We start from the raw sequence: 14688 nt of genomic DNA, 5'->3' as shown, positions 1-14688 counted from the left end.
GATCAGCTGTTGCCCTTGCCCTTGATGTTGTCAGCCCAGTACGTCATCCACTCGTCCTGGTGCTCGGCGAACACCTTCCAGTCGATCTTCGCCTCATTGATGTTGAAGCCGTCGGCCTTCATCCACTCGGGCTGCTGATCGGTCGGGATGTCCATCGCCGGGATCTGGTAGTAATCGGTCGCGAGCTTCGCCTGCATCGTGGGATCCATCAGGAAGTCCATGAAGTCCTTCGCGGCGGATTCCTGCTTGTCGTTCTTGATGATGCCGACACCGTCGACCAGCACCGGAGCGCCGGAGGAGGGCATGATGTAGCCCCACGGCCGGTTGTTCTTCAGCGGCTGGATCAGTGCATCCTGCATGTTCCACACCGTCACCTGGCCGGTGCCCTGGTCGAGCTGCGTGTACATGTCGTCCGGGTTGGCCGCGTACGAAACCGTGTTGGCGTCGATCTGCTTGAGCAGTTCGTAGCCGGCATCGGGCGAGCCGTCCTTCGCGAAGGCCGAGTACACGATTGACGCGTAGATGGTGCGCATCGTTCCGGACGCCATGACGTCACGGATGACGATCTTGTCCTTCCACTCCGGCTTGCCGAGGTCGGCCCAGTCCTGCGGTGCGGTGTCCTTGGTGAGCAGGGTGGAGTTGTAGATGATCACCTCCGGCAGGAGCATCTCGGCGATCCACTGGTGGTTCGGGTCCTTGTACTTGTCGGGGACGGCGGAGTCCGACTTCGGCGTGTACGCCGCGAGGAGGCCCTCGTCGGCAGCCTGCTCGAACTGCTGCTGCGTTCCTCCCCAGAGGAATCCGGCCTGCGGGTTGCCGGCCTCGGCGCGCATGCGGTCGAGGTTGTCCTGGGCTCCGGCGATGACGGTCTGAACCTTGCCCGCGTACGCGGGGAACTTCTTCTCGAACTCGCTGACGACCCAGGCGACCTCGTCCTTGTCTCGTCCGGTGTAGATCGTGAGGCCTTCAGAGGGGGCCGTGGTGCCCTCCGGAGCAGCGCTGCTCGCGCCCGCGTCCGGGGTGGTGGTGTTCTCGGCGGGTGCGACGTCGCCGGCGCATCCGGCGAGGGCGAGGCCTGCTGCGGCGGTGAACGCCACGCCTGCGATCAGGCGCGGCAGTCGGTTGAGTGCCATGTGACTTCCCTGTCTTTCGATTTTTGTTGTCGGGTGAGGAACGGCGGAGCGGCGGGACGGCGTCTATTCATAGGCCTCCCGCGAGCACGTTGCGCCAGCACCGATCGCGCGCCGCGTCCAGAACGGCCGCGGGGCCGCGCTGGGCGAACATCACTTCGGGGCGGAAGGGCAGGTGCGATCCGAGGGACGCGGCGATCTCCGCGCGTTCGGACTCCCGGAACGAGCGCGCGTGGCCGCCGAGAAGCACGGCTGCGGGGTCGAGGATTGCTGTCATCAGCGTCACCGCATGGGCGATCGCCGCGATGATGTCGCGACGCACCGCGATGGCGAACTCGTCGCCGGCATCGGCGAGCTCGAGGAGCGCCGGGATCACCGGTCCGGTGATCTGGTGGCCGGCCGCCTCGAGCCGCGCGGCGATGGCCATGGTCGAGACGTTGTCCTCGAAGTCCGACAGCTCGGCACCGCCGAGGCCGAGCGGAATGAGACCGATCTCCCCGGCGCCGCCATGCGAGCCCCGCACCAGTCGGTCGCCCGCCACCACACCGGCACCGATGCCGCGCGCGCCGAGGTAGAGGTACACCGCGTTCCGGCGGATCGGGTCCGGCAGCGTCTGCCGCTCGGCGGTCATCATGAGGTTCACGTCGTTGTCGATCGTCACCGGGACGCGGAAACGCTCCGCCAGCATCGCTCGCAGGGGCACGGTGCCGCTCCAGCCGAGATCGGGAGCTTCACTGACATCGCCGGTGTCGGCGTCCACGACGCCGGGAACGGCCACGCCGATGCCCATCAGTGAGGGCGTGCGGGCGATGACGGCACCGATGAGATCGACCAGACTCTCGGGGCTGATGGGGGCGCTGCCATCGGGAGAGGCCAGTTCCCGCAGGGGCTTACCATGCAGGTCGCTGCTGCGGATCTGCACGCCATCGGAGGTGCAGGACACGGCGATGAGAGCGCCGTAGCCGCGCGACAGCTCCAACTGCATCGGCGGACGACCAACGCTCGGTGTCTGTGCTCCGAGCTCTCGCACCAGCCCGTCATCCAGCAGCCCGCGCACCACGCGCGTGATGAGCGCGCCGCTGACGCCGAAGCGCTCCACCAGCTGCGAGCGGCTCATGCGTCCGTCATGGAGCGCGCCGACCACCGCCGCGCGCTGGGCGCGGCGGTCGACGACGGAGAGGCCGGGTCGGGTCATTTCAATCGGCCGCGATCACGGAGTCGGGGATCAGCTCATCCTCATAGTTCGCCGAGGTGCGGTGCCCGCCGCGCACCCGGATGAACCATTCACGGTCCTGGATGCGCATGCCGCGCCCCGAGGCGAGGACCCAGTACGGCCCTGTCACGGTGAGCTGAGTGCGGTGCTGGTCGAGTGCGGCGGCCTTGAGGTCGAGCACGTTCGAGACGTCGTACTCCACGTCGATCTCGGCGTCGTCATGAACGCCGTCGGGGTACTCCGCGGGGTTCGGGTCGACCCACAGGCCGAGCTCGTCGGCGTGCTTTGCGAGGTCGGTCAACTCCGCCACGATGAGATCACGCGGGACGGCCGTCCAGTACACCAGCGGCACCCGCCAGGGCTCACCCGCGACATCAGCCGACGCGTCTTCGGCCAGCTCCACGCCGCGCATGGCGACGCGGTGGGTCTGGATGTGGTCGGGGTGCCCGTAGCCGCCGTTGGTGTCGTAGGTGATGACCGCGTGGGGTCGGGTCTCGCGGATGATCGCTGCCATCATCGCGCCTGCCTCATCGAGGTCGGCCTGCCAGAAGGCGTCGGGTCGGTCGTTGGCCGCGATGCCCATCCGGCCGGAGTCGCGGAAGTGGCCGGGGCCGCCGAGGTACCGATGATCGGTGACGCCGAGGGCCGCCATCGCACCGGCGAGCTCGCGAGCGCGCTCCGGACCGAGGGCATCGTCCTGATCCACGTGCAGGTGGGCGAGCTCGGGAACGGCGATCTTGCCCTGCTCGCCCTGCGTGGACGTCACGACGGTGACTGCGGCGCCCTCGCGCACCAGACGCGCGATGGTCCCGCCGGTCGCGCAGCTCTCGTCGTCGGGGTGGGCGTGCGCGAGCAGGACTCGTGCTCGGCCGGCGGCGGTCTGCGAGGCCATCGGAATCTCCTTCGATCGGGTGTGAATTTGATTCTGACAGAAAGAATATGGTTAGGACAGGCGAGAAAATAATTACGTGATCTGGGAAATCCTCAATCGTTACCCAGGAAGCGCGAGAATCGCTGCATGGGATTGAGAGACCTGTTCCGCCGGACGCCTTCCGCAACGCCGGGACCGGAGGGGTGGCAGGACGAACACGTCGCCGAGTCGGCCTCCGGGGCGGACCCGAGCGCTGCCGTCCTCGCGCAGGAGCAGCCGTCGGCGGCGTATGCGCCTCCGGTCGGCGAGAATGCGTCCGCTGTCCGACTGCGGTCGTTTCCGCTGAAGCTCGCGGTGATGCAGCGCCTGATGTACGACGAGGGAGCGACGTTGCCCGCGTTCACCATGCCCGCCAGCCTGCATCCCGGCGCTCCGGTCGAAGACTGGTTCCGTGGCTATCAGCTGCCCGTCGCCCTGGTGGATGCCGTGACCACACTGCACTTCTCCCGCACAAGCGAAGCGCTCCGTCAGCTGGACCCGCACTGGGGCGGCCAGGACGCCCGCTTCGACGTCGAGGAGCTCATCGATCGTGATCTCGACCAGCTGCCTGCGTTGGTGGAGGTGTCGGATCCCGATGACATGCTCTCCCCATCCGCGCGGGGTGCCCTGCTGGCGCGGGGAATCCGGATCGTCTGAATCGTCCGGTCAACGCCACAGGCCCCGCACTCGCGTGCGGGGCCTGTGGCGTTGATGTCAGTTGGTGGCGGAAGGAGCCGGCGCCACCGGCGTCTCGGAATCGTCCGTGGGCTCGACAGCGGGAGCTACCTCGCCGGACGGGACGAACGGCGCCTCACCCTTGACCACGGCCTGCCAGTTGTCCGGCAGCACGTAGTCGGTGTAGCCGCACTCCTTCAGCTCCTGCGGCAGCTGCAGGGTGAGGCGGGCCTTTCCGTCGGTCTGCGCCTGAGCGATGGTGCCGGCGTGGATCGTGTTGTCCGCCGACTCCTTGTTCACCGCTGACGCCTCTTCGCAGAGGTGGTACACGGAGCCGGAGGTGGTCCAGTAGACCTTGTCGCCGCCGGTGATGTCTTGCACCAGGCCTGCCTGGTTGGCGTACTCCTCCTGCGAGGCGGGGGAGTAGTCGATGTTCGAGGCCACCGCCGCACCGGCGATCACGATGCCGATGATGCCGGCGAGGGCCTTCTGCCCGCCCGTCATGTTCTTGTTCGTGAACACCAGGATGATCAGCGGCAGGAATGCCACCACGGAGATGATCGCGCCCAGCTGGTTCTGGATGAAGAAGCGCACCGGATCCTTGCGGGAGGCGGGATCGAGGTCGTTCGCCTTCTTCCAGAGCTGGCCGCCGACGATCGCCAGCGCGCCGATCACCACGAACATCACGATGAGCAGCCACATGATGATGGGGTCCTGGCGGAGCACCCAGAAGATCGCGAACGCCTCACCGGCGATGGCGAGCACCCACAGCACGGCGGCGATGATGCGGAAGCGGGTGGCCTTGCTCTTCGCCTCGGCCGTGGGGCGCCACGTGGGAGCCGACGCATCCGCGGCGGGGGTCTCGGCGGTCGACTCGACGACCTTCTTCTTCGGGCGCTGCTCGGCCACGGGATCCTCCAGGGGCAATGGGGCGGGACGCAGTCATCGATACGACGACCATCCACATTGTGCCCGATAGGACGCGAAACCCCGCAGAAATCCGGCTCCGAGAGCCAATCGAGACCGTTTTGACCCCTCTTTTTTCGCGAATCGCGGAAAAAGAGGGGTCAAACCCGCGTATTTCCGCGTTTTCGGGGGTGTGGTTGATACTCTCGTCCCGGTCGAACGACTCTCCGGGGGATTCCGCCTCCGGGGCGAACAACTCATGACGCGGCGGTCCTCGCCGCTGGAGGATCATCACATGGCTGACAAGTCCATCACCAAGACCGAGCTCGTTGCGAGCATCGCCAGCGCCACCGGTCAGAGCCAGGCTGCTGTTTCGGGTGTGCTCGACGCTCTCTTCTCCACCGTCTCCGAGGCCGTCGCCAAGGGCGCCAAGGTCTCGATCCCGGGCTGGATCGCGTTCGAGCAGGTCGACACCGCTGCTCGCACGGGCCGCAACCCGCAGACCGGTGCCGAGATCAAGATCCCGGCTGGCAAGCGCGTCAAGGTGACCGCTGGCTCCAAGCTCAAGGCTGCCGTCAAGTAATTCCGTCGAAGGGGCGGGGTGCATCGCGCACCTCGCCCCTTCGCGTTTCGTGGTCACTGTCGCGAATCCATGATCATGGGGCGAAAACATGAGGGAATCGCGGATTCCGTCATGCGTTCGGCGCAGGCTCATGCGCTGGCACCAGCCGGATCTCCTCGCGACGCCCGCATCCGCTCGCGATGGCGCGTGCGCTCGGCCTCCCGCGACCAGGTCGGAGCTCGTCCACGCCCCGACAGTGACTCTCAGGCCGCGAGCCTAGGCTGGAGGGGTGGATTCCCGCTCCCTCCGCCTCATCGGTCCGATCATCCTTGCCGCGACGGCGCTGGTCGGCGTGCTCTGGGCGCTCGGATTCGGCGGCGGTGCCGCGCCACTGCTGCTGGCCGATGCCGGTCCGGTGGTGCGCTGGGGTATCCCGATCGCCAAACTGGTGGTGAACCTCTCCGGTGCGGGCATGGTCGGATCCGTCGTGATCGCCCTGTTCGCGCTGAAGCCGGGACAGAAGTCCTTCGAGCGTGCGCTGGATGTCACCTCCATCTCCGCGGCCGTCTTCGCTGCCGCTGCGGCGACGGTCGGCATCTTCAGCTCCGCCAGCGCCGTGGGCGCTCCGATCTCTCTCGACGACACGTTCGGCAGCACCCTCGGACGCTTCCTCGGAACCGAGGCGGGCATCACCTGGCTGATCACCACCCTCGCGGGCGCGGCGATCTCCGTGCTCGCCTTCGCGGCGCGCGGCTGGTTCGTCTCGGCGGTGACGGCGGCGCTCGCGATCGCCGCGATGGTGCCGATGGCCACGCAGGGCCACTCCGGAGACCTCGCCAACCACAACATCACCCTCACGGCGATGGTGCTGCACACGGTGGGCGCGGCCGTCTGGGTCGGCGGCCTGCTGACGCTGGTGATCATTCGCCCGCTGATGCGCAAGCGGATGGTCGACGTTCTCTACCGCTACTCCACGCTGGCGCTGGTGGCGTTCATCGTGGTGACGCTGTCGGGTGTGGTGCGGGCCTATGTCGCCATCGGCGACTGGTCGGCGTTGGCCACCCCGTACGGCATCCTGGTGCTCGCCAAGACAGCGCTGCTCGTGCTGCTGGGAGTCGCCGGGGCGATGTATCGCCGCCGACTCATCGTGCAGAGCGGTGCCGACAGCAAGGGCGGGCCGTTCTGGACCCTCGTGGCTGCGGAGCTCGCACTGATGGGACTCGCGAGCGGAATCGCCGCGGCTCTCGCGCGCTCTGAGCCGCCCACCGGACTGGCACCGACGCCGGTGCAGACGCCCGCGCGCATCATGACGGGGTCGGATCTCCCGCCCGAGCTCACCCCGATCCGCTGGCTCACTCAGTGGGATGTCGACATCCTCTGGGCGCTCGCCATCATGTTCGGCGTGTTCTTCTACGTGGCCGGTGTGGTGCGACTGCGCCGCCGCGGTGACTCCTGGCCGATCTATCGCACCGTCTTCTGGTTTGTCGGACTGATCCTGCTGCTCTGGGTGACCTGCGGCCCGGTCAACGCCTACGGCGACTACCTGTTCAGCGTGCACATGCTCGGCCACATGCTGTTGACCATGGCCATTCCGCTGTGCCTCGTGGCCGGTGCCCCGGTCACCCTGGCGCTGCGCACCATCCACAAGCGCACCGACGGCACGCGTGGCGGTCGCGAGTGGATCCTGTGGGCCGTGCACTCACCGTTCTCGCGCATCATCACGCATCCGATCGTCGCCGCGGCGATCTTCGTCGCCTCGCTGTGGGTCTTCTACTTCACCGACCTGTTCCGCTGGTCCCTGTACGACCACCTCGGTCACGAGTGGATGACCGTCCACTTCCTCATCTCGGGCTATCTGTTCGTGCTGTCGCTCATCGGCGTCGACCCGATCCCCTACCGCTTCCCGCACGCCGGACGCCTGATCACCCTCATCGCGGTGGCCGCCATGCACGCGTTCTTCGGCATCGCGATCATGATGAACACCGGGCTGATGGTGGCCGAGTGGTACGGCTCGATGGCGCGTCCGTGGGGGGCGAGCCCGATGGAGGATCAGTACATCGGTGGTGGCATCGCGTGGTCGATCGGCGAGATCCCCACCCTGATCGTCGCCATCACGGTGGCGATTCAGTGGAGTCGGTCCGATGATCGCGCCCAGAAGCGCAGCGATCGTCACGCCGATCGCACCGGTGATCAGGAGCTGGCCGAGTACAACGAGCGCCTCGCCCGTCTCGCCGAGCGCGACCACGTGGATCAGAAATAGGAGATTTCCTCGAAACGAGGACGGATCCGGCGTGATTCACTCGCACGGGCGTGAATCTCCTCGTTTCGCGACGAGCCGTCAGCGGGTGTCGGGGCCGGTGACCACGATCGATGCGCGGCCGTCGGGGAGGATCGTGATCGTCCCATTGATCACGAAGGGGACGTCCTCGCTGAGGTGTTCCTTGGTGTCGTCGGCGATCATCGTGACATCCACCTCGATGTGCGCAGTGCCCTCGGTGTTGGGGATGATCCAGTTCGCGCCCGACGGCAGCACCGTCACCTGAGGCATCTTCACAATGCTCCAGGTGGGCGGCTCGTCGATGCGGTTCTGCACGAAGCGTCCGAACGGGCAGCTGGTCGGCTGGAGCACCTGCTGCTGCGCGCACTGGGTGAGGAATCCGTCGACCTTCTCCTGCACCACCTGCACGAAGCTCTCGGTGGGCTGTGCCTGCACCTCGATCGGCAGCTGCGTCAGCGGGGAGTCGGCGAGGACGGCGACACCGGGGGTGGCCGCGATGCTCGTGTCGACGGAGATGGAATACAGACCCGGGGTGAACACGAGGAGCGGGACCGGAGCCGCGGGATCCGCATCCACGCCCGCCGCGGACACCTGACGCTTGTCCATCGTGAAGCCGTTGACGGAGAACTGCATCGCCCCGAGCACGGTGAGATCCACCACGGCGAGTGGCGTCTTCGCGAAGCGCCATGACGGCAGGAATCCGATCCACCCGTCCTGCTCCACCTCGAACACGGTGGTACCGGGATGACCGCCCGCCTGATATTCGACGCTGACACGAGTGACCGCGCCGTCCGACTCCTCGTTCACCACGCGCGCGTCGGTGAGCGGCGCGAGTGCGGTGCTTCGCAACAGCGCGTCGGAGGCGGCGACGTCTACTCCGGCCGCTTCCAAGTCGGACGAGTCGATGCCGACGCCCGGCACCTGGAGCGCATCGGCCGCGCGTCCGCCGGCAAGCAGATCGAGGTAGTTCACCACGAAGGCGCTGGGGCTGTAGAGCGACTGGTATGCAGACCGGTAGCCGACCACGCCGGCCGCGGCCACCACGACCACGGCGACGGCGATGAGAGTGAGATCCATCGCGAGAGGACGCTGGCGATCGCCATCTCCCCTTACCCGAAATCCCACCCTGCCAGTCTAGGAACGCACGGTGCGAAACCGCCGTGATGGGACCGTATCGATATCTCCACAGGCCGTCGGGGGCGTGCAGCAGCCGTCGAGATCCTACGATGGAAGGGTCGTCCGGATCGCGGGGGCACGGTGATCACCGGCACGCGACACCGCCATCATCGTCACCGAGGAGTCACGTGAGCGTCCCGTCGCTGTCCGCAGAGCAGGAAGCCCTCTTCCGGCTGATCGAGGACACCCGGGAGCACGTGTTCGTGACCGGTCGGGCCGGGACGGGAAAATCGACGCTGCTGCAGCATCTCGCCTGGAACACCGCCAAGCAGATCGCCGTGTGCGCTCCCACGGGTGTCGCCGCGCTCAACGTGGAGGGGCAGACCATCCACTCGCTGTTCCGCCTGCCGATCGGCCTCATCGCCGATGGTGAGATCGAGCAGAACGACGCGACGCGCAAGATCCTGAACGCCATCGACACGCTGGTCATCGATGAGATCTCCATGGTCAACGCCGACCTCATGGACGCGATCGATCGCTCACTGCGCCAGGCGCGGGGCCGTCGGGGCGAGGCGTTCGGCGGTGTGCAGGTGGTGATGTTCGGCGATCCCTATCAGCTCGCCCCGGTGCCGCCCCGCGGGGACGAGCAGCGCTACGTCAACGACCACTACCGGTCATTCTGGTTCTTCGACGCGCATGTGTGGTCGGGAGAGGATCCGGGCGCGGACGGTCTGCTCGACCTCGGACGGCATGGTGCCGAACTGCACGTGCGCGAGCTCGTGGAGATCCACCGGCAGTCCGACGACGGCTTCAAGGCGATGCTGAACGCGGTGCGCTACGGGCGGGTCACCGCCGACATCGCGGGCGTGCTGAACCGCACGGGCGCGCGGGTGCCCCCGGAAGACGCCGACGAGCCGATCATCACGCTGGCCACCCGCAACGACATCGTCAATCGCATCAACGCGCGTCATCTGGCCGCGTTGACGGGGAAAGAGCAGACGGCGGTCGCCGACATCACCGGCGACTTCGGCCGCGGCGAGGCGAACTACCCGGCCGATGCGGAACTGAAGCTGAAGATCGGCGCCCAGGTCATGTTCCTGCGCAACGACACCCAGGCCTTTCCCGAGCCGCCGCGGTACGTCAACGGAACGATCGGAACCGTGACGGCCATCTCCGGCGACAGCGTGCGGGTGGACGTTGACGGCGACGAGTTCGACGTCGAGCCCGTGGTGTGGGAGCGCTACAGGTACGTGTACGACCCGGGATCCAAGAAGCTCAACCGGGAGATCGTCGCCGAGTTCACGCAGTTCCCGCTACGCCTCGCGTGGGCGGTCACCATCCACAAGTCGCAGGGCAAGACGTATGATCGCGCGATCATCGATCTCGGTTCCGGTGCGTTCGCGCCGGGTCAGACCTATGTCGCGCTGAGCCGACTGACCTCGCTCGAGGGCCTGTATCTGTCGCGCCCACTGCGCCCCAGCGACATCCGTGTGGACTCGGACGTGCGGCGCTTCATGATGAACGTCCATCGGGGATCCCGCACGCAGTGACGGGCCTCAGGCCGCGGCGGATTCCTTCGCGCGCTGCAGGTCGACGAACACGTCAGTGTTGAACTGGTAGGCCACGAGGACCTCCTCGATGACGCGCTCCTTCTCGGCGTCATCCCAGGGCGCGGCGTCCAGCTGCTCGCGGTACGTGTCCTTGAACGCGGACGGGTCGGCGATGTCGCCGAAGATGTAGAAGCCGATGCCGTTGGTCTCGAAACCGAACTGGCGGGCCATCACCTTGCCGATGAACTGGCCGCCCGACAGATCCCCGAGGTAGCGCGTGTAGTGATGCGCGACGAAGCCGCCCACCCAGGCGCTGCCGACCTGGTTGATGCGATCCACATAACGGCGTGTGGCCGGAAGCGGCTCGATCTGCTCGCGCCAGTTCGCGCCGAGCAGGAACTCGAGGTCGGCCTCGAGTGCCGGCATTCGCGTGAGCTTCTCGCTGATGAAGGTGGCCGCGACCGGGTCGTGCCGCATGCGCTCGGTGGCTGCTTCCAGCGCTTCGTACATGAAGTAGTGCTGTGCGACGAGGGCGATGTAGTCCTCGCGCGTGCCCTGGCCACGCATCAGCGAGGACATGAAGCCGGCACCCTCGCTGTCGGAGTGCGCTCCGTGAGAGCGCTCGCGGATGGCGGTGGAGAGGGAGATGATGTCGGCCATACGGCAAGTGTAAGGCAAACCTAAAAACCTTCACATCAGATGAAGGTTGTTCCCAGGAACGATCAGTGGCTCGGGCCGGAGCCCTCGGCCCGACGGGGCTTCACGCCCATCGTCTTGCAGGCGGCGACGTAGAGTGCCACCACTTGCTGGCGCACGGCCGGACGCTCATCGATGGGTCCGTCGGGCCACGCGATGCGCAGCTCGCGTACTCCGTCGGGCGTCTGCACGCTCCAGTCTGAGCCGTCGCCATCGAAACCGGTCATCTCCACCGCGGTGGCATCCGGGGCGCCGAACGCGTGCGCGATGACGAGGTTGTCGTCGGTGTGGTCGTCGTTCATGTGCGCGAGGACAGCGGTGATGACGGAGGAATCGAACTGGTGGGTCACCCTCTCAGCGTACGCTCGGCCCGCTCACGGGCGGTTGCATAGACTGCTCCTTGTGATCCGTACAGTTCCGCGCGCCCGCGCGATGCGACGCGCCGCCGCTGCGGCCCTGGCATCGGTGCTCGCCATGACCGTCTTGGCCGGCTGCACCTCGGGAGAGGCCGCCACGGTCGACGTTCCCGCGCTGGCCGAAGGGAAGCTTCCTGCCGAGACCGTCGCGCAGATGACGGACATGGTTACCCGCACTGCTGCGGAGTTCGGTGCCTCGGGCGCGATCGTGGGCGTCTGGGTACCGTGGTCCGGAAGCTGGGTCGCGGGCATCGGCACGGATTCGACGGGTGCTGAGGTGACCACCGATATGTCGTTCCGGGCCGGCGGAGTCACACGCGAGATGACGTGCGACGTTCTGTTCGGTCTGGCCGCCGACAAGGTTGTGAAGCTGGACGACTCGGTGAACACCTATGTCGTGGGCATCCCAGGAGCGGCGTACGACGGAATCACACTCCAGATGCTGTGCGACGGCACATCGGGAATCCCCAATGTCCCCGGCGCGCTCCGCGAAACGAACTTCACCACGCTCGATCGGATCTGGCAGCCGCGCGAGCTTGCGAGCTTCGGTCTCAGCCGCCCAGGGCGCGTCGAGCCCGGCGCGGCGTACGATGGCGCCGACACCGGTTACATCCTCCTCGGCCTCGCCCTCCAGCAGGCGTCGGGGCTCAGCGCCACCGAGCTGATCGCCAAGTATGTGGCAACGCCTCTAGCTCTCCCTGGCACCGCGCTGCCCGCGCCGGCGGCAGCCAAGCCGGCACCTTCGCCGTCGCTCGGCGGCCTCTACACCCCGGTGGGCGAGGGCGGCATCAGGGTCTGCGAGGCGTCGATCGACGTGACGGAATCGTCGTCGAGCATCGGATTCACTGACAGCGGTGCCACCAGCACGATTGCCGATCTCGGCCGTTACGCGCTGGCATTGGCCAGCAAGAGCAACGAGCGAACCATGCCGGATTCACGGTTCTCGGAGCCGATGGTGGTGTCGCCCGACGGGCCGAGCTGGTACGCAGCGAAGGGTGGGTCCATTTTCGCGGGCAGCCTCATCGGCCAGGCCGGAACCGCGCCCGGGTACGCGACGGCGGCCTTCTCCGATCCGGCGACCGGACTGACCATCGCGGTGGTGCTGAACAACGGCACGGGCGGTGGCGACATCGCTCAGAACCTCGCGTTCGAGCTCGCGGATGTCGCATCGAAGGCACCCGCCGCCAGTGGACAGACTGCCCCGGACACGGGAATGCCGTGGACGGCGGCCGAGCTTGCCCAGTCGCTGACCGCCCGGGCCATGTGCCCGCAGCCACAGGGGTGAGCCTGCTCACGCGCGGATGCGATGAAGCTTCCGCGAGGGCACGCTCGTGAAGCGCGGCGGATCCAGCTCCGCCATCGCGCTCGTCTGCGCCGGAATGATCGGCCAGGAGTGCGGTGCCGCGATCGCGGTGATGGTCTTCCCTCAGGTGGGCCCGCTCGGCATGGTGGCGTTGCGCCTGTTCTTCTCCGCTGTCGTCCTGTGGGCGATCGCTCGTCCGTCTCTGCGTGGACGAAGCGCGGCGCAGTGGCGCTCCGTGGTGTTCTTCGCGCTCGCACTGGCGTTCATGAACGGCCTGTTCTACCTCGCACTGGCCGAACTGAGCCTCGGCGTCACGGTCACGATCGAGGTGCTCGGTCCGCTCGCGCTGTCGATCCTGGCCGCCCGACGCAAGTCGGCGTGGGTATGGGCGGCTATCGCCCTGCTGGGCGTGATCGCCCTCGGCGGTGGCGGCTGGGACTCACTGAATCCGGTCGGTGTGATCTGCGCTCTGGGCGCGGCAGTCAGCTGGGCCTGCTACATCCTCGCGTCCGCGCGGGTCGGGGCGGAGTTCGCCCAGCTCGACGGACTCGCGCTCGCGATGACCCTGGCCGCGATCATCGCGCTGCCCTTCGGCATCGTGTCCGCGGGTGGGGTCCTGCTGCGGCCGGAGGTGCTGGGCCTGGGCCTCGCGGTGGCGCTGTTGAGCTCCACCATCCCGTACACGCTGGAGATGATCGCGCTGCGGCGCATTCCGGCCTCGGTGTTCGCGATCCTGATGAGCCTGGGACCGGCCACCGCATCTCTGGCCGGATTCCTGCTGCTCGGGCAGCACCTGAGCGTGCTCGAACTGGTGGGCGTCGTGCTCGTGATCCTCGCCTCGATCGGCGCGGTGATCACGAGTCCGCCGACGGCGGTGCCCCCGGCGGAACCCGTGGGCTGATCGATCGGATCAGCGGACCTTCGTCACCTCGAACTGCAGACGCGGGTGGGCGTATGCCTCCTGCGACTCGACGAGCTGCAGCTCACGCTCCCCGGAGTCGAGGGTGTTCTGCAGCAGGTCGAAGACGCTCGACACGGTGCGCGCGAGTGCGGTGGCAGGGGAACGGGTCTCCAGGTAGTGAGCCGTGAAGAGTGCTGCCGTGACATCACCGGAGCCGTTGGCCTTCATCGGCAGGTGCGGGGTCTGCACGATCCACGCACCGGAGTCGTCTACGGCGAGCATCTCGATGGTGCCCTCCGGACGGTCGGGGCGCTCCACGCTGGTCACCAGCACGATCGACGGGCCCATCGCACGGGCGGCATCGACGGAGGCGAGCGTGGATTCCAGCGAGTCCGGTTCGGTGCCGGTGAGGAAGCCGAGCTCGAACTGGTTCGGGGTGATGATGTCCGCGGCGGGAACCACCCGCTCGCGCAGCAGCACGGGGATGGCGGGTGCGACGAAGCATCCCGACTTCGCGTTGCCCATCACCGGGTCGCACGCGTACAGCGCGTCGGGGTTGGCCGCCTTCACGCGGGCCACGGCATCGAGGATCACGTCGCCGATGCCCTCCCCGCCCTGGTATCCACTGAGCACAGCGTCGATGCCGCCGAACACGTCGCGCTCTTCGATGCCGGTGATGATCTCGCGCACCTGCTCCGGATCCAGCAGTGGTCCACGCCAGGCGCCGTAGCCGGTGTGGTTGGAGAAGTTGACGGTGGGGACCGGGAGGACTTCGACGCCGATCCGCTGCAGTGGGAAGACGGCCGCGGAGTTGCCGACGTGCCCGTAAGCGACCGCGGACTGGATCGAGAGGATCTTCATCCCTCCATGATCCCACTCGCGACGGGCATCCTGCGCCCGGTCTCAGATGCGGCGGGTGCGGGTGCCTGTGACGACAGTTGCTGAGACCACTTTGGGCGGTGGTCTCGGAAGCAGCAGCGGCGGCCGGGGGAAACGGCAGATTCTGATACCAGTGGTGGTGGTGGTGGTGGT

General features: G+C 67.3%; 14 protein-coding genes. 6 read left to right on the top strand and 8 right to left on the bottom strand.

Features of this window, described 5'->3' with window-relative positions:
* Window positions 1-2: 2 nt before the first annotated feature.
* The 3 genes from ACI3KU_RS16960 to mshB all read right to left on the bottom strand — a co-directional run bounded on the left by ACI3KU_RS16960 (window position 3) and on the right by mshB (window position 3235).
* Window positions 3-1133, bottom strand: coding sequence for an extracellular solute-binding protein (locus ACI3KU_RS16960; protein WP_404923506.1), 1131 nt, complete (start codon window positions 1131-1133; stop codon window positions 3-5).
* Between the two features lie 67 nt (window positions 1134-1200).
* Window positions 1201-2325: an ROK family protein gene (locus ACI3KU_RS16955; RefSeq protein WP_404923505.1), complete on the bottom strand. Its 1125-nt coding sequence runs from the start codon at window positions 2323-2325 to the stop codon at window positions 1201-1203.
* Window position 2326: 1 nt separating this feature from the next.
* Window positions 2327-3235 carry an N-acetyl-1-D-myo-inositol-2-amino-2-deoxy-alpha-D-glucopyranoside deacetylase gene (mshB, locus tag ACI3KU_RS16950; protein ID WP_404923504.1) on the bottom strand — a complete coding sequence of 303 codons (909 nt, stop codon included), beginning with the start codon at window positions 3233-3235 and terminating at the stop codon, window positions 2327-2329.
* Between the two features lie 126 nt (window positions 3236-3361).
* Between mshB and ACI3KU_RS16945 the strand changes: the two genes are divergently transcribed.
* On the top strand, window positions 3362-3910 hold the full coding sequence (locus ACI3KU_RS16945) for a DUF6892 domain-containing protein (RefSeq protein WP_404923503.1): 549 nt from the start codon (window positions 3362-3364) through the stop codon (window positions 3908-3910).
* 57 nt (window positions 3911-3967) lie between these two features.
* On the opposite strand, the gene ACI3KU_RS16940 is transcribed toward ACI3KU_RS16945, so the two are convergent.
* The gene (locus ACI3KU_RS16940) at window positions 3968-4837 is read right to left on the bottom strand and encodes a hypothetical protein (protein WP_404923501.1); all 870 of its coding nucleotides are present in this window, start codon (window positions 4835-4837) and stop codon (window positions 3968-3970) included.
* 292 nt (window positions 4838-5129) lie between these two features.
* Here ACI3KU_RS16940 and ACI3KU_RS16935 point away from each other — a divergent pair, with 292 nt between their 5' ends.
* Both ACI3KU_RS16935 and ACI3KU_RS16930 read left to right on the top strand, forming a co-directional pair.
* Window positions 5130-5417, top strand: a complete 288-nt coding sequence (locus tag ACI3KU_RS16935) for an HU family DNA-binding protein (protein ID WP_231091026.1) — start codon at window positions 5130-5132, stop codon at window positions 5415-5417.
* A 268-nt stretch (window positions 5418-5685) separates the two neighbouring features.
* Complete coding sequence (locus ACI3KU_RS16930; protein WP_404923500.1) at window positions 5686-7656, top strand: cytochrome c oxidase assembly protein; 1971 nt, start codon at window positions 5686-5688, stop codon at window positions 7654-7656.
* A 78-nt stretch (window positions 7657-7734) separates the two neighbouring features.
* Here the strand turns inward: ACI3KU_RS16930 and ACI3KU_RS16925 are convergent, their stop codons facing one another.
* Window positions 7735-8751 (bottom strand): hypothetical protein, encoded by a 1017-nt coding sequence (locus tag ACI3KU_RS16925; protein WP_404923499.1) that lies wholly within the window; start codon window positions 8749-8751, stop codon window positions 7735-7737.
* Window positions 8752-8978: 227 nt separating this feature from the next.
* Here ACI3KU_RS16925 and ACI3KU_RS16920 point away from each other — a divergent pair, with 227 nt between their 5' ends.
* Window positions 8979-10340, top strand: coding sequence for an ATP-dependent RecD-like DNA helicase (locus ACI3KU_RS16920; RefSeq protein WP_404923498.1), 1362 nt, complete (start codon window positions 8979-8981; stop codon window positions 10338-10340).
* 6 nt (window positions 10341-10346) lie between these two features.
* Here the strand turns inward: ACI3KU_RS16920 and ACI3KU_RS16915 are convergent, their stop codons facing one another.
* A complete protein-coding gene (locus ACI3KU_RS16915; RefSeq protein ID WP_404923497.1) occupies window positions 10347-11000 on the bottom strand; it encodes a heme oxygenase (biliverdin-producing) in 654 nt (217 codons plus the stop codon).
* 62 nt (window positions 11001-11062) lie between these two features.
* Window positions 11063-11386: a DUF2470 domain-containing protein gene (locus ACI3KU_RS16910; protein WP_404923496.1), complete on the bottom strand. Its 324-nt coding sequence runs from the start codon at window positions 11384-11386 to the stop codon at window positions 11063-11065.
* Window positions 11387-11438: 52 nt separating this feature from the next.
* Here ACI3KU_RS16910 and ACI3KU_RS16905 point away from each other — a divergent pair, with 52 nt between their 5' ends.
* Both ACI3KU_RS16905 and ACI3KU_RS16900 read left to right on the top strand, forming a co-directional pair.
* Window positions 11439-12737 (top strand): serine hydrolase domain-containing protein, encoded by a 1299-nt coding sequence (locus ACI3KU_RS16905; RefSeq protein WP_404923495.1) that lies wholly within the window; start codon window positions 11439-11441, stop codon window positions 12735-12737.
* A 94-nt stretch (window positions 12738-12831) separates the two neighbouring features.
* Complete coding sequence (locus tag ACI3KU_RS16900) at window positions 12832-13656, top strand: EamA family transporter (protein WP_404923524.1); 825 nt, start codon at window positions 12832-12834, stop codon at window positions 13654-13656.
* A gap of 9 nt (window positions 13657-13665) precedes the next feature.
* On the opposite strand, the gene pdxY is transcribed toward ACI3KU_RS16900, so the two are convergent.
* Complete coding sequence (pdxY, locus tag ACI3KU_RS16895) at window positions 13666-14517, bottom strand: pyridoxal kinase PdxY (RefSeq protein WP_404923494.1); 852 nt, start codon at window positions 14515-14517, stop codon at window positions 13666-13668.
* Window positions 14518-14688 lie beyond the last annotated feature (171 nt).

It is taken from the genome of Microbacterium sp. ZW T5_56 (assembly GCF_044987425.1).
In the GTDB taxonomy this organism is placed as follows: domain Bacteria; phylum Actinomycetota; class Actinomycetes; order Actinomycetales; family Microbacteriaceae; genus Microbacterium.
The sequence above is the reverse complement of the archived record's forward strand: the minus strand, read 5'-3'. Positions and strand labels throughout refer to the sequence as shown.

Excerpts from the sequence above, each read along its gene's own strand:
- ACI3KU_RS16955 (WP_404923505.1), bottom strand. The coding sequence starts at position 2,325 with ATGACCCGACCCGGCCTCTCCGTCGTCGACCGCCGCGCCCAGCGCGCG.
- ACI3KU_RS16925 (WP_404923499.1), bottom strand. The coding sequence starts at position 8,751 with ATGGATCTCACTCTCATCGCCGTCGCCGTGGTCGTGGTGGCCGCGGCC.
- pdxY (WP_404923494.1), bottom strand. The coding sequence starts at position 14,517 with ATGAAGATCCTCTCGATCCAGTCCGCGGTCGCTTACGGGCACGTCGGC.
- mshB (WP_404923504.1), bottom strand. The coding sequence starts at position 3,235 with ATGGCCTCGCAGACCGCCGCCGGCCGAGCACGAGTCCTGCTCGCGCAC.
- ACI3KU_RS16900 (WP_404923524.1), top strand. The coding sequence starts at position 12,832 with ATGATCGGCCAGGAGTGCGGTGCCGCGATCGCGGTGATGGTCTTCCCT.
- ACI3KU_RS16945 (WP_404923503.1), top strand. The coding sequence starts at position 3,362 with ATGGGATTGAGAGACCTGTTCCGCCGGACGCCTTCCGCAACGCCGGGA.
- ACI3KU_RS16960 (WP_404923506.1), bottom strand. The coding sequence starts at position 1,133 with ATGGCACTCAACCGACTGCCGCGCCTGATCGCAGGCGTGGCGTTCACC.
- ACI3KU_RS16915 (WP_404923497.1), bottom strand. The coding sequence starts at position 11,000 with ATGGCCGACATCATCTCCCTCTCCACCGCCATCCGCGAGCGCTCTCAC.
- ACI3KU_RS16935 (WP_231091026.1), top strand. The coding sequence starts at position 5,130 with ATGGCTGACAAGTCCATCACCAAGACCGAGCTCGTTGCGAGCATCGCC.